The sequence below is a fragment of the Paracoccus sanguinis genome (assembly GCF_900106665.1).
Lineage (GTDB): Bacteria > Pseudomonadota > Alphaproteobacteria > Rhodobacterales > Rhodobacteraceae > Paracoccus > Paracoccus panacisoli.
The window spans coordinates 734,856-754,852 of record NZ_FNNA01000001.1 but is presented as its reverse complement, the minus strand read 5'-3'; the positions used below and the strand labels follow the sequence as shown (position 1 = coordinate 754,852).

The window sequence follows — 19,997 nt, the reverse complement described above, 5'->3', positions numbered from 1 at the left end:
CCGCAGCCCCTTCGACAGCAAGAGGATGCCCCGATGAGCAAGACCCTCCGCACCGCGCTCGCCACCGCGCTGACCGCCACGCTGGCCCTGAGCGCCGCCCTGCCGGCGGCCGCGCGCGACATCGTCGTGTCCTCGAAGATCGATACCGAGGGCGGGCTGCTGGGCAACGTCATCCTGCTGGCGCTCGAGAATGCCGGGCTGCCGGTGCAGAACCGACTGCAACTGGGCGGCACGCCCATCGTGCGCGACGCGCTGCTGTCGGCGCAGATCGACATCTACCCGGAATACACCGGCAACGCCGCCTTCTTCCACAACGAGGGCGAGAGCCCGGTCTGGAAGGACGCGGCCAAGGCCTATGCCCGCGGGGCCGAGCTGGACAAGCCGAAGGAGCTGGTCTGGCTCGACGCCGCGCCGGCCAACAACACCTGGGCCATCGCCGTGCGCCGCGACGTGGCCGAGGCCAACCACCTTGGCACCATGTCCGAGTTCGGCGCCTGGGTCGCGGGCGGGGGTGAGGTCAAGCTGGCCGGCTCGACCGAGTTCGTGACCTCGCCTGCTGCGCTGCCGGCGTTCCAGACGACCTATGGCTTCAGCCTTTCCCCGCAGCAGCTCGTGCAGCTGTCGGGCGGCGACACCGCGGCCACCATCGCCGCCGCGGCGCGGCAGACCTCGGGCGTCAACGCCGCGATGGTCTATGGCACCGACGGCGGGATCGAGCCCGCGGGCCTCGTGGTGATGGAGGACGACAAGGGCGTGCAGCCGGTCTATCAGCCCGCCCCGGTGGTGCGCGCAGCGGTGCTGGCGGAGTATCCGGCGATTGCCGAGGTGCTGAACCCGATCTTCGCGGGCTTCGACCTTGCGACCCTGCAGCAGCTCAACGCCCGCATCCAGGTCAACGGAGAGCCGGCCGATGCCGTCGCCCGCGACTATCTGCAGGGCAAGGGCCTGATCAAGTGAACCGCGGCGCGCCGGCCGCCCCGCGCCGGGGCCTGACCGGGTGACGACGATTGCCGCCGAGGGCGCGCGCGGGCCAGCCCGCGCGTTGAGCCTGCCGGGCACGGTCGCCGCGGTGATCGGCCTCGTCGGGCTGGCGCTGCCCTTCGCGCAGGTCCGCCCCAACCGGATCGCCGCCGGAGAGGCGGTCGGCCTTGCCGGTGCGCTCGGTCCGGCCGGGGGCGTCGCGCTCGCGGGCTTCGCCGTCGTGCTGCTCGCCGCCGCCAGCCGCCGCCTGCCCGGGGGGTGGCGCGCGGGCCTCGGCGGGGGCGGCGTGATCCTGGCGGCGCTAGCGCTGGGCCGGGTCGCCGCCACGCTGACCGCCGAGGCGGGGGCGCTGTCCCGCGTCGGACCCGGCGCGGGGTTCTGGATGCTGCTGCTGGCGCTGGGGCTGATCATGGCGGACGGGGTCCACCGGCTGGGGCCGGGGCCGCGCGGGCGCTGGGCGCTGCTGGTCCTTGCCGTGGCGGCGGTGGGGGTGCTGGTCGGGTCGGGCGCGCTCGACCAGGTGTCGGTGATGCGCGAATACGCCGTCCGCGCCGCGCAGTTCCAGCGCGAGGCGCTGCGCCACCTTCTGCTCGCCTTCGCCTCGCTGGGGGCGGCGCTGGTGGTGGGGCTGCCGCTCGGCATCCTCGCCCACGCGGTGCCGCGGCTCAGGGCCGGGGTGCTGGGCGTGCTCGACGTGGTGCAGACGATCCCGTCGCTGGCGCTCTTCGGGCTGATGATCCCGCTGTTCGGCTGGGTCGCGGCCAACGTCCCCGGCGCGGCCGCGGCGGGCATCGCCGGGATCGGCGTCTTTCCGGCGCTCGTCGCGCTGTTTCTCTATTCGCTGCTGCCGGTGGTGGCGAACATGGTCGTGGGCCTCGACGGCGTGGCCCCGGGGGTGCGCGAGGCCGCCGCCGGCCTCGGGATGACCCGCGCGCAGGCGCTGTGGCAGGTGCACCTGCCGCTGACCCTGCCGGTGGTGCTGGCGGCGGTGCGGATCGTGCTGGTGCAGAACATCGGCCTGGCGGTGATCGCCGGGCTGATCGGCGGCGGCGGGTTCGGCACCTTCGTCTTTCAGGGGCTGAACCAGACGGCCATGGACCTGATCCTGCTCGGCGCGCTGCCGACCATCGCGCTGGCGCTGGTGGCGGGGATCGCGCTCGACATCGCGGTGGCGCAGCTCGACCCCGCGCGGGCAGGGGACGGCGGCGGGGACGGGGCTGGGACGGGATCGGAGCGCGGATGATCGAGATCGAGCACCTCACCCGCCGCTACGGCCCGCGCACGGTCGTCGACGACGTGTCGATGACCGTGGAACGGGGCCGCATCTGCGCCCTCGTCGGCACCTCGGGCTCGGGCAAGACCACGCTTCTGCGGATGATCAACCGGCTGGTCGAGCCGACCGCCGGCCGGGTCCGCATCGCCGGCCAGGACACCGCGACGATCCCCGGGCCGCTGCTGCGGCGGCGGATCGGCTATGCGATCCAGGGCCACGGGCTCTTCCCGCACCGCACCGTGGCGCAGAACATCGCCACGGTGCCGCGCCTGCTCGGCTGGGACGCGGCGCGGACCCGCGCGCGGGTGGACGAGCTGCTCGAGATGTTCCAGATGTCGCCGGCCGAGTTCCGCGACCGCCTGCCGCACGCGCTGTCGGGCGGGCAGCAGCAGCGCGTCGGCGTGGCGCGGGCGCTGGCCGCGCGGCCCGAGGTGCTGTTGATGGACGAGCCCTTCGGCGCGCTCGACCCGGTGATCCGGGCCAAGGCGCGCGACGACCTGCGGCGGGTGCAGCGCGAGCTGGGGACGACGCTGGTGATCGTCACCCACGACATGGCCGAGGCGGTCGAGCTGGGCGACCGCATCGCCGTGATGGATGAGGGGCGGCTGCTGCAATACGCCACCCCGCACGAGGTCGTGACCGCCCCCGCCACCGGCTTCGTCCGCGAGCTTCTGGGCACCGGCGAGCGGCCGTTCCACCTCCTCTCGCTCGACCAGGTCGCGGGGATCGTCGAGCCGGGGACCGCCGACGGCCCCCCGCTCGCGCCCGGCACGAGCCTGCGGGACGCGCTGTCGGCCTGTCTCTGGACCGGCCGCGCCGCCCTGCCGGTGGCGGGCGGCGGGGTCGTGACGCTCGACGCCCTGCGCCGGGCGGCGGCGGGGGGCGAGGTGAGGGGCGGGGCGGAGGCGGCCTGCGATGCGGCGTCGCCGGGGGAGGCGCCCGGCGCCGCGGGCGGGGCCGGCGCCCCTGACCGGCGCGCGCCGCGATGACCCGTCGGCTGGTCCTCGCGGTGCTGGCGCTGCTGCTGGCGGGGTTTCTCGCTGCGCCGCAGGCCTTTGCGCCGCTGCTCGCGCCGCTCGCCGCCAACAACGCGCCGGCGATCTATACGCAAAGCAGCCTGCTGGGGCTGACGCTCTCGCATCTGGGGCTGGTCGCGGCGGCGGTCAGCGCCTCGGTCGCCGTGGCGCTGGGGCTGGCGATCCTCGTCACCCGTCCGGCCGGCGCCGAGCTTCTGCCGCTGGCCCGCACCATCGCCGCGGTGGGGCAGACCTTTCCCCCCGTCGCGGTGCTGGCGCTGGCGGTGCCGGCCTTCGGCTTCGGCAGCGGGCCGACGCTGCTGGCGCTTTTCCTCTATGGGCTGCTGCCGATCTTCGAGAATGCCATCGCGGGGCTGACCGGCCTGCCAGCCCCGGTCCGCGAAAGCGCCCGCGGGGCGGGGATGACGCCGGCGCAGATGCTGTGGCAGGTCGAGCTGCCGCTGGCGCTGCCGACCATCCTCGCCGGGGTGCGGGTCTCGGCGATCATCGCGCTCTCGACCGCGACCATCGGCTCGACGGTGGCGGCGCGGACGCTGGGCGAGGTGATCATCGCGGGGCTCCTGTCCTCCAACACCGCCTATGTGGTGCAGGGGGGCGTGGTGGTCGGCGTCCTCGCCGTGCTGATCAGCAACCTCTTCCGCGAGATCGAGCTGCGGCTCGTCCCCGCCGCGACCGACTAGGTGGCCGCGCCGGGGGCGCAGAGGGGACCGCTCAGGCGGGGCCGGCCTGCCAGCGCGCGAGGGCCGCGGCGAGGCCGGGGTCGAGCGTGCGCGCCCCGCCCGCGGGGTTGTGGCCCATCAGCCCGTTGGGGCACAGCCGGTCGTCGTCCCAGCCCGGGTGGTTGGCGACGGGGTAGAGGCACAGCCCCTCGACCCGCGCCCCGCGGCGGCGGGCGCGCGCCGTCTCGGCCATGACGTAGTCCAGCCATGCGCCGCGGCGATGCCCCTCGGTCCCCGTCTCGGCGATCACCAGCGGCCGGTCATAGCGCGCCGCGACCTCGACCAGCAGGTCCGAGAGCGGACGATAGATCGGGTCGTCCACGTCGATCGGCAGGCCGCCGTGGATCCACTGGTTGTTGAAATAGTAGTTGACCCCGACCAGATCGAGCCATTCCTCGCCGCCGCCGATCTGCGGCCAGATGCGGCCCGAGATCAGGTCGAAGGCCTGGAACTGCGCGTCGTGCCAGCCGTGCGCCTCCCACAGGGGGCGGCCGGTCCAGCCGGCGTGGTGGATGGCGATCAGCGGTTCGGCCATCAGGAACCGCGCCCGCGGGTCGATGCCACGCAGCTCGGCCGCCGCGGCCAGCCACGCGCGGGCGAGCTGCACCTTGAGCTCGAACCCCCGCCCGGCGGCGAAGGGGTTGAGGTAGCGCGCGTCCCCCCCGGCCCATGAGAAGAAGCTGACCTCGTTCACCGGGCACCAGAAGGGCACGGCGTCGGTCAGGCCGCGGACGTGCTGGCCGACCGCGCGGGCGAAGGCCGCGAAGCGGGTGACGAAGGCGGGCGACCAGATGTCGAGATCGTCGGGCCAGCCGTAGTGCAGCAGGTCCCAGACGATCTGGCTCCCGCCGTCGCGGGCGGCCTCGACCATCGGGGTGAGGCTGGCAAAGTCGTAGCGGCCCGGCGCCGTCTCGATCAGGTGCCAGCGCGCCGCGTCGCGGCAGGCGCGGATGCCCAGCCCCTCGAGCTGCGCATAGTCCTGCGCGGCGTGGGTGTCGTGGCCGGTCGCGGCGAGCACGTCGAGCCGCCGCCCGTCGCGGCGGCGGTGGGTCGAGCTTTCCCAGCCGCCCAGCACGAAGCTGTCGAACGTCGCGGGCGGCGGGGCAGGGGGCTGCTCGGCCAGAACCTCGGTGAAGAGCCGCTCCCACTGCGGGACCACGACCTCGGCGGAATAGCTGGCGACGACATGGGCCCTGAGCCCCGCGCCCAGACGCGCGCGCAGGGCCGCGTCGCCCGCCAGCCGGCGGATCGCGGCGGCGACGGCGGCGGGGTCCTCGTGGGGGACGAAGAGGCCGGTCTGCCCGTCGGTGATCTGCTGCAGCGCGCCGTTGTCGGGGGTGGCGATGACGGGCAGGCCTGCGGCCCCCGCCTCGGCGATGACGTGGGGCATCCCCTCGCCGCGCGAGAGCCAGCAGAAGACGTCCATCGCGGCCAGCAGTTCGGGCACGTCCTTGCGGTCGCCGGTGAAGATGATCCGGTCGCCCAGCGGCGCGGCCAGCCGGCGCAGCTCGTCGGCATATTCGGGCATGAAGGCGTCCGGGCCGCCCACGACCACGAACCGCGCCTGCGGCAGGTCGGACAGGCTGAGGGCCGCGGCGATGAAATCCTCGACCCGCTTCTTGCGGTCGAGCCGGCCGACCCAGCCTATGAGCAGCTCGCCCTCGGCCACCCCCAGCGCGGCGCGCATCGGGGCGCGGGCGGCGGGGTCGAACTCGGCCAGGTCCACCATCGAGGGGATTTCCAGCGCGTGCTGCGGCCGGTCCGCCATCCGCCCCGCCGCTGCCGCGCGGATGCTGTCGCAGACGCCGACATAGCGGGCGGTGTGGTGCTTCGGCCCGGCCAGCGCCTCGCTGACCAGCCCGCCGTGCTCGATCAGCGGCGGGCGCAGCGCCAGCCGGTCGAGCGCGGGATAAATGTCGGCCACGTTCTGCGAGGATACGACGATGTCCGCCCCGGCGATCTTGCGGCGCAGATAGTCGATCGTGTCCTCGAAGCTGAGGCCGTAGGCGGTGGTGTCCACGTGGACGCCGAGCGCGCGGAGCTGCTCGTGGCTCAGGTCGGGCATCCCCTCCTTGCGGAAGCAGGGGATCACGTCGATGCGGTAGCGCGTGCGGTCGAGCGTGCGGGCGAGCAGCCGCACCTCGGTCTCTTCGCCGCCCACGACCAGCCAGGCGAAGACCCACAGGATGCGGATCTTGCCGGCGTCGGGGTGCGGCTCGGGGATGCGGCCGTCGGCCAGCGCCGCCGCCGCCGCGCGGTCGTCCAGCTCGCGCTGGCTGGGTGCGCCGGCCCCGTGGTGGGCCGGCTGGGTGTCGGCCGAGGCGGGGGCCGGGGTCAGTTGGGCCGCCTCGGCCTCGGTCAGGGGACGATGCTCATTCATGGGCGAACACGACCTGCAGGAACTCGGGCCGGTCGGCGACGAGGTGACGCAGGAAGCCCGGGGCGTCGTCATAGGGGACGACGTGGGTGACCACGTGGCGGCGGATCGCGTCGCCCTCGGCCTGAAGCAGGCGGATGGTTTCCTGCGCGAGCCGGCGCTGGTCCCAGGCGTGGGCCACCGCGCGGGGCATCCGGTTGATCTGCGCGCAGCGCAGGTTCAGCCCGTTGTGGTGGAACTCTTCGCCCAGCCGCAGGCCGTCCATGCCGCCCTGATAGAAGGCGAGGTCGATCACCGTCCCCTGCGGGCGCAGCGCCTGCAGGCAGCGGTTGAGGCTGTCCGAGCGTGCACGGGTCTGGAACACGAACTCGGCCCCCCGGCCCCCGACCTTGTGGCCCCAGGACTTGGCGTGGTGCACGGCCTGGTCCTCGTCCATCGCCTCGAACCCCATGGCGCGGGCGATGTCCTGCCGGAAGGGCGAGGGGTCGACGACGACGATCTCGGACGCGGCCCCCATGCGGGCGAAGAGCGCGCAGAAGAGCCCGACCGTGCCGCCGCCCCAGACGAGCACGCGCCGCCCCTCGACGCCCGCGCCGAGGAACGGGACCGCGGCGCCGAACTGGTCGGCATCGGCGTGCAGGATGCCGTTGGCCGCGATCGGCCCCATCTGCGCGACGAAGATGCCGAGAAGGGGGTCCATCCCCTCGGGCAGCTTCAGCAGCAGGTCATGGGCGGGGTGCGCGGTGTGGCCGGTCTTGTGGCCGAAGGTCGTGCCCACCACGTCGCCCACCCGGAACCCCGGCGCGCGGGCGTCGATGACGCGGGCGCTCTCCATGTAGCCGAGGAAGTTGACCGGGAAATGCGCCGACGCCTCGCCCGGGAAGAACCGGCCCAGCCCCTCGTCCCAGCGGGAATGAAGGTAGGGGTTCGTGCCCTTCATGAAGGTCAGCTCGGTTCCCGCCGAGAGGCCGGTGAACATCAGGTCCAGCCGCACCTGACCGTCGCCGGCCGGGCCCTCGTCATAGGCAAAGAAATACGGCTCAAGCGCGCGCTCGAACCCGAGCGAGCGGATGCGCCGGTGCTGGTGGGGCAATGTCGGGGCCTTACGCAGAGGCTTGACGAAAGATGGGCTGCGGGTCAGCCCGCAGCCCCTCCATCTTCACAAGAGCCCCGGTTTCGGCGGACCGGCTGATCGCCAGCGCCACGCGATGGGTTTCCAGCGCCTCGGCATAGGGGCAGCGGATGCGGTTGTCGCGGCCCATCACGGCCTCGACGAAATCGCGGTCCTCACGCCAGACGGGGTCGCCGTCGGCGTGCCGGACCGGGCGGCCGCGGCCGGTGTCGATCATGATGTCGTGGTCGGTGATCTCCATCGCCAGCGCGTCCGAGAAGACGTGCAGCCCGACCCGGTGATTCCAGCGCAGCAGGCAGGTCGAGGCGAGGTTCGCCACCGCGCCCGAGGCAAAGCGCAGCGTCGCCGCCGTCGCGGTCGGGACAGTCAGGCCGGGGAAGTCGCCGCGCTCGCGCTGCGCATTGAGGCCGTAGACCTCGGTCACGTCACCGGCGAGGAAGCGGGCGGCGTCGATGATGTGGGTGGCCTGCTCGACCACCTGCCCGCCGGACTTGTCGGCGCGCCACCACCATTCCGGGGGCGGCGTCTGGTCGATCCAGAAGCCCTGCATCAGATGAGCGGGGTTCTGCGCCAGATGCGCGCGCGCCTCGTCCATCGTGTCGAGATAGCGCCAGTGATAGCCGACGGCGGTGATCAGGCCCGCGCGCTCGACCTCGGCCGCGATCTCCTCGGCGAGTTCGAGGTCCAGCGACAGCGGCTTTTCGACGAAGAACGGCAGGCCCCTGGCGATGCAGGCGCGCTCGGCGTCGCCATGGGCGAAGGGCGGGATGCAGATGTAGACGGCGTCGAGTTCGGCCTCGGCCAGCATCGTGGCGTGGTCGGGATAGGTGGTGGCGCCCATGCGGCGCGCGGCCTCGTCGGCGCGGCCCTGGTCGGGGTCGGTGACCGCCACGACCGAAACGTCCGGCATCGTCTCGAGAACGCCGAAATGGCGGTGGGCGATGCCGCCCGCGCCGATGAAGCCCAGTCGTATCCGGTCCATAAGTCCCTCGTGCCTGCGACGCGCCGCGGCGCGCCAGATGGTGATGGTGTCGGCCGCCATGCGGTCGGCGGTGAAATGACGGTCGAGCCGCGCGCGCTGCGCCTGCGCGACGGCGGCGCGGGCGGGGGCGTCGGCCAGTGCGGCGGCCAGCGCCGCGGCGAGCGCGCGGCTGTCGCCGGGCGGGGTGAGCCAGGGGTGATCCGGTCCCAGCGCCTCGGTCGTGCCGCCGATGCGGGTGGCGACGACCGGCAGCCCGGCCGCCATCGCCTCGAGCACGACGAGCGGCAGCCCCTCGAACGCCGAGGGCAGGACCAGCAGCGTGGCCTGCGCCATCCGCGCCGGCACGTCCTCGCACCGGCCGTGAAACCGCACCGCGGGGCCGAGCCCCAGCCGGTCGGCGAGGCGCTTGAGGCGGGGCGCAAGCGGTCCGTCGCCCACCATGTCGAGCGTTGCGTCCACCCCCGCGCGGCGCAGCCGGGCCAGCGCGAGCAGCAGGGTGGTCGGGCGCTTCTGCGCGGTCAGCCGGCCGACGCAGAGGAGGCGGGGGGCGGAGCCCTCGGCCTGGTCCTCGGGCTGAGCCGCAGGCTGCGGCGCAGCCTCGACCGCGATCCCGTTCGGGATCGCCGCGACGGGCAGGGCGGGGCCGCTCATCCCGGAGAGCGCCCGGCGCCAGCCTGCGGCCGCGGCGCGCGAGACGGCGATGACGGCATCGACGCGGCGCACCGCCTCGGCATAGTCGGCGATCTGGCCCGCGTCTGTCAGCAGCCACGGCAGATGCTCGGTGCGCACCACCGCCGCCCCGGCCTCGGCGGCGGCGTGGGTCAGGCCGTGGCCTTCCCACCCGATGCCGGCGTGGACGTGGACGAGCCGCGCGCCGGCCAAGGCCGCGGGCCAGCCGTCCTCGGCCACGACCTGCGCGGACAGACCCTGCGCCCGCGCCTCGTCGGCCAGCCTCTGACCCGCCGCATGATCGGGGAAGGCCAGCGCCACGCCGACCCCCCGCGCCTTGGCGGCGGCGGCGAGCAGCAGCATGTGGCGCCCCACGCCCGAAGGCTCGGGGCTGTCGGTGGCGAGCAGCACCTCGACCTCAGGCTGGGCCGGCATCGTTCAGCCCCCGGCCGCCGCCTGGGCATGGGGGACCGCGGCGGCCAGCCGGGGCGCGAGGCGGCGATGGATCGCCAGCGCCTGACCGACCACCTGGTCCATGTTGTAGTAGCGGTAGCTGCCCAGCCGCCCGGCGAAGATCACCCCCGGCTCGGCATCGGCCAGCGCCTCATACCGCTTGAACAGCGCCTGGTTCTCGGGCCGCGGGATCGGGTAGTAGGGATCGCCCGTGTCCGACGGGATCTCATAGGTGATCGAGGTCTTCGGATGCACCTGCCCGGTCAGGTGCTTGTACTCGGTGATCCGCGTCCACGGCACGTCCTCGGCCGGGTAGTTCACCACCCCCACCTCCTGGAAGCGGCGGCGGTCGTGGGTCTCGTGGCGGAAGCTGAGGCTGCGGTAGGGCAGATGCCCGAAGCGGTGGCCGAAGAAGGCGTCGATCGGCCCGGTATAGACCGTCAGCGGTCCGCGGTCGGCGGCGGGCAGCTCGTGGAAATCCTGCCCGAGCGCGAGGTCGATGCGGGGATGGTCGAGCATCCGCTCGAACATCCGCGTGTAGCCATCGCGCGGCATGGCCTGGAAGCTGTCGGTGAAATAGCGGTCGTCGTCCGAGGTCCGCGTCGGCACCCGCGCCGTCACCGAGCGGTCGAGCTGGCTCGGGTCCAGCCCCCATTGCTTGCGGGTGTAGCCCTGAAAGAACGTCTCGTAGAGCGCCGTGCCCACCGCGCTCACTACCACGTCGCGCGAGGTGCGGATGTCGGCCACCGGCTCGGCCAGCGCGGCGAGGAAGGCCTTGGCGTCGGCATCGGTCCTGAGCCCCGCGCCGTAAAGCGCGTTGAGCGTGGTCCGGTTGATCGGCATCGGCACCCGCGCGTCGCCCACCTGCGCCAGCACCCGGTGCTCATACGGGTGCCAGGCGGTGAAGCGCGAGAGATAGGCCACCACCTCGTCGCTGTTGGTGTGGAAGATATGCGGCCCGTAGCGGTGGACGAGGATGCCCGCCGCGTCGCGGTGGTCATAGGCGTTGCCGGCGATGTGGTCGCGCTTGTCCACGACCAGCACCCGCTGCCCCGAGGCCTCGGCCAGCCGCTCGGCCAGCACCGCGCCGGCAAAGCCCGCGCCGCAGATTGTCACGTCGTACTTGCGCGCGCCGCGGCGCAGGCCGGGGGCGGGAAAGCGGTCCGCCGGCGGGCATGGCGCAGCCCGGCGCCGCACCGCGCGGTCGAGATGCGCGGCCATGCCCGCGAAGGTCGTGTCCCAGCTGAGCGAGGCAAGCGCCGCGTCGGCCTGATCGCGCCAGCCGGTCTCACCCCCCTGCGCCTGCGCCATCGCCGCGTCGCAGGCGGCGAGGAAGTCCGGCCCCGGCCCGGCGATATGCACCGCGTCGAGCGTGCCGTAGTGACGCTCCACATCCCGCACCGGGGTCGAGACGACCGGCCGCCCGGCCGCGAGATACTCGGGCGTCTTGGTGGGCGAGATGAAGCGCGTGGCCTCGTTCAGCGCAAAGGGCATCAGCGCCACGTCCCAGCCCGACAGATAGGCAGGCAGCTCGTCATAGGACTTCTGCCCCAGCCAGTGCAGGTTCGGCGCCTTCGGCAGGTCCTCGGGCGCGATCTTGGCGACCGGGCCGACCATCACGATCTGCCACGCCGGGCGCGCCGCGGCGAGGCCCGCGATCAGCCCGAGGTCCAGCCGCTCGTCGATGACGCCGTAATAGCCGAGCCGCGGGCGCGGCAGGCGGGCCTGGTCGGCGGGCTCGGCCAGCGGCCCGCGGGCGCGGGCGAAATGGGCGGTGTCGACCGACGAGGGGAAGGCGTGGATGTTGTCGTGGCGGGTGCGCTTCGCCTCCCAGATCGACCAGCCGCCGGTGAAGACGACGTCGGCCGCGGCCAGCAACGCGGTCTCGCGCGCGACCAGCTCGGGCGGGGCAAAGCGGAACGCCGACAGCTCGTCCATGCAGTCATAGACGACCGCCGCGGCCTCGACATGGGCGGCGACGGGCCACAGCATCGGGGTGTAGAACCACAGCACCGGCCGGCGGATGCCGGTCAGCCCGAGCATCTGGTCGAGCAGCCGCGACAGCGCCTTTTCCTGCTCGGCGGGCGTCCAGCGGTCGGGGACGCGGGGGCGGATCGACTGGACGGTGGTGCCCTCGAAGGCGTGGAACTCGAGATAGGGCAGGTGGTGGCTGGTGGGGATCGCCTCTTCCCAGAACAGTACCCGGCGGTGGGCGGCGAAGCGGCCGATCAGGTGCTGCGGGCGCTGGTGGACGAAATCCCAGCGAAGGTGGGAAAAGCAGATGATCGGCGGCTCGCCCCCATTCCGTGCCGGGTCAGAGGCCAGCGCCACGGGCCGCGCGGTGTCGAGCGTCTCGCGCTCCTCGAGGGGGCGGGCGTCGTTCATGCGGCATCCTTTCCTTCCCGCGCGCGGCGGATGGCCTCGATCTCGGCGCCGAGCCGGGCGATCGAGGCAGGCCAGCCCCAGCGGTCGAGCGCAACGGGGCGCGGGTCATAACGGTCGGCGGTGTCGATCAGCCGGCGCAGCGCGGCGGCGAAGGCGGGGCCTTCCGCGGCGGCAAGGCCAGTCTCGGGCGTGATGTACTGCAGCCCGCAGCTGAGGTCCGCGTTGGCCAGCACCGGCAGCCCGGCGAGCATGTATTCGGTCAGGATCGCGGGCGCCCCGTCGTCGCGGCCGCAGACCACGCCGACGCGGGCGCGGTTGATCTGGCGGTTGACCTCGTCATGCGGCATCGGCCCGACGATCTCGACGTCGAGCCCGCGCCGGGCGGCGTCGGCGCGCAGCTCGTCGGTCAGGTGGCCGTAGCCCACGACCAGCAGCGCCGTGGTGCCGGGGTTCGCCGCGAGCGCGTCGAACAGGACATGGTGGCGCTTGTAGGGCTGGGTGCAGGCCACATAGACCACGTCGCGGTCCTTGGGCGCCCCGGTCGGGTGGAACGTCTCGCCCGAGGCGAACTCGGGCCCGATCGGCAGCACCAGGGTGCGGGCGCCGGGGACGCGGGCGCGGATCGCCTCGGACTGCCATTCGGCGCCGGTCAGGAACAGGTCGAAGCGGGCGGCGACGTCGTCGGGGATGCGCAGCGCCGGCGCGTCGATCGAGTTGTAGATCCGCACCGCCCCCCCGCACGCGTCGAGCAGCGCGGCCTCCACCCCCAGGCCCCAGACGCAGAGAATGTCCGGCGCGCCCGCGGCGGCCAGATGCGCCCGCGCATCGGCCGAGCCGTAGGGCGCGGGGTGGCCGTCGGCGCGGAATACCCGCCGGGTCAGCCGCGGGCGGTCGGGATCGGGGGCGCCGGTCAGCCGCCCGGCGGCGCTGTCGGCGCGCTCGTCGTGGGCGGTCCAGCTCCAGATCTCGGCCTGGTCGACGAGGCCGGCGGCCACCGCGGCCAGGGGCAGGCGCTCGAGGTACCCGCCGGTCACGCGCGGCGGCCTGCGGTCGTCAGCGATGAGGGGAGAGGCGGCGGCGGACCAGTCGCGGCCGATATCGGCCGAGGGCGCGCCGGGGTGCGGATCGTCGCAGAAATCCGAGATGCAGACGATCCTGTTCGGGCCTTTCCCCATCTCGCACACGATCCCGCCAACCAGACTTCTTGTAACAGTCGGCATAGGATAATGTCGGAAGCGCCACAAGCCCCGAGCGCCCGGGCAGGGCGGAGGTTCGCCGAAGCTCGGGGCCGGGCGTCGGGCGGCGATGCGGCACCGCGCGACTCGACCGGACGTGAGGGGAACAGTGACGGGTCCCGGCGGAAAAGCAAGCGTTCTGTCGCAGGGGCGCGGCATCCGGCCCGCCCCGCGCGAACGGTGTCAGCGCTTCGCGTAGGCGGCCACGAACCCGTCGGCGACGTGGGTCGCGTGGGCCGCGGCGTCGAGCGGGTTGCACCCCGCCCCGCCCAGCTCGCGCTGGTGCAGCGCGGCCAGAAGGATCGGCGAGATGATGTCCATCGCCGCCATCCGCGTGTCCACCGGGCGCATCTCGCCGGCCGCGACGTGGACATCCAGCCGCTCGGCCAGCGCCGCGACGAAGGGATCGAGCATGGTGCCGAGGAAGCTCGGCCCCAGCACCGAGGCGCTCAGCGCCTCGATCAGCCCCATCGCCAGCATCCGGGCGATGGCCGGATCGTGCAACGCGGCCGCCGCGCGCCCGGCGGCGGCGTGGACCGAGGCCTCGAACGGCCCCTCGGGCATCCGGGTCGCGGCAAGCTGGTCCTCGGTCCCAACGGCGATGTGGTGCAGCACCGCCCGCACCACGTCCTCGCGCCGGCCGAAATAATGGCTCAGCGTCGAGACGCTGCAATTCGCCGCCGCCGCCAGCTCGCGCATGGTCGGCCACCCGGTTTCACGGTTGCACAGCCGCAGCGTCAGGCGCTCGAGCAGCTCGGCCCGGCGCTTGTCATAGCTGGCGTTGCGGCTGCCGCGCGGTCTCATGGGGCGCGCCGCGCGGGATACAGGTCAGGGGTGGCGAGGCGCATCGGTCTCGGGGACGGCAAGAGGGACAGGAAAGGGAATGCGGCGGACTATAAACTTTTGTTGCCTGATGCCAAATGACGATCCCGCGGGGTGACGCAGAATCGCCACACCCGCTGTATCGAAGCCGTTGGGCCGGCGGGTCCGTCGGCGATCAGGCTGTCGCTGCGATCGCCTTCACCGCGTCGGGAAGCGTGGCGAAATCGTCGAAGGCGCGCGCGTGGGGAAGGTCTTCGACGGGCGTGCGGCGGTAGCCGCGCGTGAACAGAAGCAGCGGTATTCCGGCGGCGGCCGCGCATTCGGCGTCGATCTCGCTGTCGCCCACCATCAGCGAGGACCCGCCGCCGCAGTCGGCCCGGGCCTGCCACAGCGGCAGGGGGTCGGGCTTGCGGCGGGGGCAGGAATCGCCGCCGATCACCGCCGTGAAGTGGTCGAGGAGCCCGAGATGGCGCAGCACCGCCCGCGCTGGCGAGACGGGCTTGTTGGTGCAGATGCCGAGCACATGACCGGCAGCCCGCAGCGTCTCGAGCGCCTCGGGGACGCCGGGGTAGGGGCGGGTCAGGCCCACCGCGTCGTCGTAGAGCGACGCGAACCGCGCCTCCATCCGCGCCTGCCGCGCGCGGTCGGTGATGTTATGCGCTGCAAGCAGGCAGCCGACGAGATGCGGCACGCCGCGCCCGACGAAGCCGCGGACGGTCTGCAGGTCGAGCGGCGCCAGCCCCTCGGACGCAAGCACGGCGTTGGCGGTGGCGTGAATGTCGGCGGCGCTGTCGATCAGCGTGCCGTCGAGGTCGAAGATGACGATCATGCCGGCCCCTTCGCCCGCGGTGCTAACGCCTGCGGTGCAGGCGGCGCAGGCATCGCCGCCCCGTGCACCGCGGTCAACCCTTGGCCCGCACTCACACGGGCGAAGGGTCAAGCCACGGGGGGGCTTCGGCGTAGATCTCGTCGATGATCTCGCGCACCATGTCGAGCGTCGCGGATTCGTCGCCGGCCCGGTGGCTGAGGATCACCGGCGAGGTCGCCTGCGGGTCGGCCACCGGGCGGAACACTACGTCCGACCGCATCTGCCGGGCCGACATCGGGATGATGCAGACCCCGGCCTCTGCGGCGACGAGGCCGAGGGCGGTCTGGATATCGCGCACCTCCTGCACCTCGATCGGCCCGACCTCGGCCTCGCGCAGCAGCGTCAGCACGAAGTCCGCATAGCTCGGCCGCGGCTCGCTCGGGTAGATGATCAGCTTCCGTCCCCCCAGGGCCTTGAGCGGGATGGGCGCCGAGGTTTCCGACAGGGGCCAGGCGCGGGGCAGGGCGACGGTCAGCCGTTCCTCGCGCAGGGTCGTGCTGGCCACCCCGGGGTCGGCGTGGCGCAACCGGCCGAAGCCGATGTCGATCCGCCCCTCCTTCAACGCGGCGATCTGCTGGGTCGAGAGCATCTCGAGCAACTGGATGTCGAGCGTCGGCGCCCGACTGCGCAGCTTGCGGACCAGCCCCGGCAGACCGCCGTAGAGCGTCGAGGGCACGAAGCCGATCGAGAGCACCCGGTTCTGGTTGCGGCCGACGCGCCGGGTCGATTCGGCCATCTGCTCGACCCGGCCGAGGATCTGCAGCGCCTGTTCGTAGAAGAGCCGCCCGGCCTCGGTCATCCGCACGGGACGGGCGCTGCGCGACAACAGCTCCACCCCCAACTCCTCCTCCAGCAGCTGAATCTGCCGGCTCAGCGGGGGATGGGCGATGTGCAACTGCTCGGCCGCGCGGGTGAAATTGCGCTCGCGGGCGACCGCGACGAAGTAGCGAAGCTGGCGCAGGTCCATGCGGTCATCCCTGTTGCGACGGGTATGCAGCCTCGCCGCGGCGCAGCGCAGCAAGTGTCGGATCACCATACCATACCCTGAGGGTATCGCGGCAGATTCAAATGATGTTGGACCGACTCGTGGCCGGCCTGTCACATGGGCGACATGAACAAGCTCATCGCCCCCTCCGACACCGCACTGGCCGCCCCCGTCGTCGAACGGGTCGAGACGGTGCTGGTCGATCTGCCGACCATCCGGCCGCACAAGCTGTCGGTCGCCACCATGAACGGCCAGACGCTGATGCTGGTCCGGATCACCTGCAGCGACGGCGTCACCGGCGTCGGCGAGGGCACCACCATCGGCGGGCTCGCCTATGGCGGCGAAAGCCCGGAAAGCATGAGGCTGGCGATCGACCGCTATGTGGCGCCGCTGCTGATCGGGCAGGACGCCACGCGGGTGCAGGCGCTGATGGCCCGAGTCGGGTCGATGGTGAAGGAGAACCGCTTCTCGAAGTCGGCGGTCGAGACGGCGCTGCTCGATGCCCACGGCAAGCGGCTGGGACTGCCGGTCAGCGAGCTGCTGGGCGGGCGCCGCCGCGACCGGCTGCCGGTGGCGTGGACCCTCGCCTCGGGCGACACGGGCCGCGACATCGACGAGGCCGAGCGGATGCTCGACCTGCGCCGGCACCGCATCTTCAAGCTAAAGATCGGCGCGCGGCCGCTCAGCGACGACATCGCCCACGTGGCCGCGATCAAGCGGGCCCTGGGCGAGCGGGGCGCGGTCCGCGTCGACGTGAACATGGCGTGGAGCGAGGCGGACGCCGCGCGCGGCATGGCGGCCTTGGCTGATGCGGGCTGCGAGCTGGTCGAGCAGCCGGTCGCGCAGGCGTCGGCGCTGGGCCGGCTGGTGCGCCGCTTCCCCCTGGCGCTCATGGCCGACGAATCGCTCACCGGCCCGGACTCGGCCTTCGAGATCGCCCGCGTCCACGGCGCCGATGTCTTCGCCGTCAAGCTCGAGCAGTCGGGCGGCGCCTTTGCCGCGCTGCGGGTGGCGGCGATCGCGGATGCGGCGGGGATCGGGCTTTACGGCGGCACGATGCTCGAGGGGGCAGTCGGCACCATCGTCTCGGCGCACGCCTTCGCCACCTTCGCGCAGCTCCAGTGGGGGACCGAGCTCTTCGGCCCGCTGCTGCTGACCGAAGAGATCCTGCGCGAGCCGCTGGACTACAGCGACTTCCACCTGACCGTCCCGACCGGGCCGGGCCTTGGGATCGCGCTGGACGAGGACCGCGTCGCGGCGTTCGCCCGCGACGGGTTCGACCGCAAGAGAGGATAGGCCGATGCTGTTTCACGTCCGCATGGATGTCTCGATCCCCCGCGACCTGCCGGCCGATGCGCGCGCCGACCTGCTCGCCCGCGAGAAGGCCTATTCGCAGGCGCTGCAGTCGTCGGGGAAGTGGCGCCACATCTGGCGGATCGCGGGTGAGTACGCGAACGTCAGCATCCTCGACGTCGCCGACAACGATGAGCTGCACGAGATCCTGTCGGGTCTGCCGCTCTTTCCCTTCATGAAGATCACCGTGATGCCGCTGCTGCGGCACCCGTCCGCCATCCGCGCGGACGACAGCTGACATCCCGCGCGGGGCCGGCCGAGGAACCGCCCCCCGCGTCCCCAGAAGATCACGTCATACCGGAGGAGAACCCATGAGCGTGAAGATCTACGACCGCCCCGATGTGCAGGCGTTCCTGCGCGAACTCAGCGGCCTGAACAGCGACACCGGCAACGACCGGATGAAGCAGATCACCCACCGGCTGATGTCGGACCTGTTCCGTGCCATCGGCGATCTGGACATCACCCCCGACGAATACTGGACCGGCGTCGCCTGGCTGAACGATCTCGGCGCGGCGGGGCAGGCGGGGCTGATCTCGCCCGGTCTCGGCGTCGATCACTTCATCGACGAGCGGCTGGACGCCATCGACGCGGCGATGGGGATCGAGAACCCGACGCCCCGCACCATCGAGGGTCCGCTCTATGTCGCGGGCGCCCCGGAATCGACCGGCTTCGCGCGGCTCGACGATGGCACCGCCGAGGGCCAGACGCTGGTGATGCACGGGGTCGTGCACGACGCCCAGGGCCGCCCGCTGCCCGGCGCCAAGGTCGAGGTGTGGCACTGCGACACCCGCGGGTTCTACTCGCACTTCGATCCCACCGGCCAGCAGGCGCCCTTCAACATGCGGCGCACGATCTATGCCGACGAGAACGGCCGCTACAAGTTCCAGTCGATCCTGCCCTCGGGCTACGGCGTGCCGCCCGGCAGCCCGACCGAGAAGCTTCTGTCGGCGCTGGGCCGGCACGGGCAGCGTCCGGCGCACATCCACTTCTTCATCAGCGCCGACGGCCACCGCAAGCTGACCACCCAGATCAACATCGAGGGTGATCCGCTGATCGACGACGACTTCGCCTATGCCACCCGCGAGGGGCTGGTGCCGAAGATCAACGAGCGCACCGACGACGAAAGCATCAACGCCAACGGCCTGAACGGCCCGTTCGCCGAGATCGAGTTCGACATCTACCTGACCGCGCTGGTGGACGGCGTGGACAACCAGATCAACGAACAGCGGCGCCGCGCGGCCGCCTGACGGCCCGCGACCCGCACCCCGCCCCGAACATCCCCGACATTTGAGCGGGGGCCCGCGCCCGAACCGGCGCGGCCCCCGGGAGGAGACCTCATGTCCGCGATCATCGACAAGGCGCGCGATCTCGACCAGCTGCTGGCGACCGCCGTCGAAGACAATCCCGAGACCGGCGTGTTCCGCTGCCGCCGCGACATCTTCACCAACCCCGACCTGTTCGAGCTCGAGATGCGGCATCTCTTCGAGGCGAACTGGGTCTATCTGGCGCACGAAAGCCAGATCCCCGAGGTGAACGACTACTACACCACCTGGATCGGCCGGCAGCCGATCGTCATCACCCGCGACAAGACCGGCGCGCTGAACGCGGTCATCAACGCCTGCGCCCACAAGGGGGCGATGCTCTGCCGGCGCAAGCACGGCAACAAGGGCAGCTTCACCTGCCCGTTCCACGGCTGGACCTTCTCCAACACCGGCAAGCTGCTGAAGGTGAAGGACGAAAAGACCACCCAGTATCCCGAACAGTTCAACAAGAACGGCTCGCACGACCTGACGAAGGTGGCGAAGTTCGAGAATTACCGGGGCTTCCTGTTCGGCAGCCTGAACCCGGAGTCGCCTTCGCTCGAGGACTACCTGGGCGAGGCCCGCGTGATCATCGACCAGATCGTCGATCAGGCGCCCGACGGGCTCGAGGTGCTGCGCGGCAACTCGTCCTACATCTACGACGGCAACTGGAAGCTGCAGATGGAGAACGGCTGCGACGGCTATCACGTCAGCTCCGTTCACTGGAATTACCAGGCCACCATGGGCCGCCGGAAGGAAGAGGGGACCAAGGCCGTGGACGCCTCGGGCTGGTCGAAATCGGTCGCCGGCGTCTACGGGTTCGAGAACGGCCACATCCTGCTGTGGACCAACACCATGAACCCCGAGGTGCGCCCGGTCTGGGCCCACCGCGACGAGATCGCCGCCCGCGTGGGCGAGGAACGGGCGAAGTTCATCGTCGGCCAGACCGGCAACCTCGGCCTCTACCCGAACGTGTTCCTGATGGACCAGTTCTCGACCCAGATCCGGGTCGTGCGGCCGCTGGCGGTGGACCGGACCGAGGTCAGCATCTTCTGCTTCGCCCCCAAGGGCGAAAGCGCCCAGGACCGCGCCACCCGCATCCGTCAGTACGAGGATTTCTTCAACGTCTCGGGCATGGGCACCTCGGACGATCTCGAGGAGTTCCGCGCCTGCCAGACCGCCTATGCCGGCACCGCCGCGCTCTGGAACGACATGTCGCGCGGCGCGCCGCTGTGGGTCGAGGGGCCGGACGAGAACGCCCGCCGCATGGGGCTGAACCCGCAGCTGTCGGGCGAACGCTCCGAGGACGAGGGGCTGTTCGTGCGTCAGCACGCCTATTGGCGCGAGGCGATGCAGTCCGCGCTCGAGACCGAGCGCCGCAGCGCCGGCCAGATGCTGGAGGCCGCGGAATGACCCGGATCGACA

Annotated in this window: 16 protein-coding genes; 8 read left to right on the top strand and 8 right to left on the bottom strand. The window is 72.3% G+C overall.

From position 1 onward, the window contains the following. The first annotated feature begins 33 nt into the window (after positions 1-33). Genes osmF through BLW17_RS03720 form a run of 4 tightly spaced genes read left to right on the top strand, consistent with a single transcriptional unit; the run spans position 34 to position 3,971 of the window. A complete protein-coding gene (osmF, locus tag BLW17_RS03735; protein ID WP_036733115.1) occupies positions 34-957 on the top strand; it encodes a glycine betaine ABC transporter substrate-binding protein OsmF in 924 nt (307 codons plus the stop codon). A 40-nt stretch (positions 958-997) separates the two neighbouring features. Continuing rightward, positions 998-2,224 (top strand): ABC transporter permease, encoded by a 1,227-nt coding sequence (locus BLW17_RS03730; RefSeq protein ID WP_231572770.1) that lies wholly within the window; start codon positions 998-1,000, stop codon positions 2,222-2,224. Continuing rightward, positions 2,221-3,243 carry an ABC transporter ATP-binding protein gene (locus tag BLW17_RS03725; protein WP_074826075.1) on the top strand — a complete coding sequence of 341 codons (1,023 nt, stop codon included), beginning with the start codon at positions 2,221-2,223 and terminating at the stop codon, positions 3,241-3,243. Before BLW17_RS03730 ends, BLW17_RS03725 begins: the two co-directional genes overlap by 4 nt. Then, complete coding sequence (locus tag BLW17_RS03720; RefSeq protein ID WP_036710421.1) at positions 3,240-3,971, top strand: ABC transporter permease; 732 nt, start codon at positions 3,240-3,242, stop codon at positions 3,969-3,971. The genes BLW17_RS03725 and BLW17_RS03720 overlap by 4 nt, the downstream gene beginning before the upstream one ends. Positions 3,972-4,002: 31 nt before the next feature. Here the strand turns inward: BLW17_RS03720 and BLW17_RS03715 are convergent, their stop codons facing one another. From BLW17_RS03715 to BLW17_RS03685, 8 genes are all read right to left on the bottom strand, one after another. Then, entirely contained in the window at positions 4,003-6,390 is a 2,388-nt protein-coding gene (locus BLW17_RS03715; protein WP_081969154.1) for a glycosyltransferase family 4 protein, read from the bottom strand. Continuing rightward, positions 6,383-7,480: a zinc-dependent alcohol dehydrogenase gene (locus BLW17_RS18250; protein ID WP_197055283.1), complete on the bottom strand. Its 1,098-nt coding sequence runs from the start codon at positions 7,478-7,480 to the stop codon at positions 6,383-6,385. The genes BLW17_RS03715 and BLW17_RS18250 overlap by 8 nt, the downstream gene beginning before the upstream one ends. Positions 7,481-7,490: 10 nt before the next feature. Continuing rightward, positions 7,491-9,605 carry a glycosyltransferase gene (locus BLW17_RS03710; protein WP_197055284.1) on the bottom strand — a complete coding sequence of 705 codons (2,115 nt, stop codon included), beginning with the start codon at positions 9,603-9,605 and terminating at the stop codon, positions 7,491-7,493. A 3-nt stretch (positions 9,606-9,608) separates the two neighbouring features. Continuing rightward, positions 9,609-12,008 (bottom strand): UDP-galactopyranose mutase, encoded by a 2,400-nt coding sequence (glf, locus tag BLW17_RS03705; RefSeq protein ID WP_081969155.1) that lies wholly within the window; start codon positions 12,006-12,008, stop codon positions 9,609-9,611. Beyond that, a complete protein-coding gene (locus BLW17_RS03700) occupies positions 12,005-13,183 on the bottom strand; it encodes a glycosyltransferase (RefSeq protein ID WP_036734106.1) in 1,179 nt (392 codons plus the stop codon). Before BLW17_RS03700 ends, glf begins: the two co-directional genes overlap by 4 nt. A 243-nt stretch (positions 13,184-13,426) precedes the next feature. After that, the gene (locus tag BLW17_RS03695) at positions 13,427-14,047 is read right to left on the bottom strand and encodes a TetR/AcrR family transcriptional regulator (RefSeq protein ID WP_052176434.1); all 621 of its coding nucleotides are present in this window, start codon (positions 14,045-14,047) and stop codon (positions 13,427-13,429) included. A gap of 193 nt (positions 14,048-14,240) precedes the next feature. Next, entirely contained in the window at positions 14,241-14,894 is a 654-nt protein-coding gene (gene gph, locus BLW17_RS03690) for a phosphoglycolate phosphatase (RefSeq protein ID WP_036734113.1), read from the bottom strand. Between the two features lie 91 nt (positions 14,895-14,985). Next, entirely contained in the window at positions 14,986-15,900 is a 915-nt protein-coding gene (locus tag BLW17_RS03685; protein WP_036734115.1) for a LysR family transcriptional regulator, read from the bottom strand. A gap of 135 nt (positions 15,901-16,035) precedes the next feature. Between BLW17_RS03685 and BLW17_RS03680 the strand changes: the two genes are divergently transcribed. The 4 genes from BLW17_RS03680 to BLW17_RS03665 all read left to right on the top strand — a co-directional run bounded on the left by BLW17_RS03680 (position 16,036) and on the right by BLW17_RS03665 (position 19,985). Continuing rightward, a complete protein-coding gene (locus tag BLW17_RS03680) occupies positions 16,036-17,214 on the top strand; it encodes a muconate/chloromuconate family cycloisomerase (RefSeq protein ID WP_280141319.1) in 1,179 nt (392 codons plus the stop codon). Between the two features lie 4 nt (positions 17,215-17,218). After that, on the top strand, positions 17,219-17,509 hold the full coding sequence (gene catC / locus BLW17_RS03675) for a muconolactone Delta-isomerase (RefSeq protein ID WP_036700720.1): 291 nt from the start codon (positions 17,219-17,221) through the stop codon (positions 17,507-17,509). A 73-nt stretch (positions 17,510-17,582) separates the two neighbouring features. Next, complete coding sequence (catA, locus tag BLW17_RS03670) at positions 17,583-18,518, top strand: catechol 1,2-dioxygenase (RefSeq protein WP_036734116.1); 936 nt, start codon at positions 17,583-17,585, stop codon at positions 18,516-18,518. A gap of 90 nt (positions 18,519-18,608) precedes the next feature. Continuing rightward, a complete protein-coding gene (locus BLW17_RS03665) occupies positions 18,609-19,985 on the top strand; it encodes an SRPBCC family protein (RefSeq protein WP_036734118.1) in 1,377 nt (458 codons plus the stop codon). Positions 19,986-19,997 lie beyond the last annotated feature (12 nt).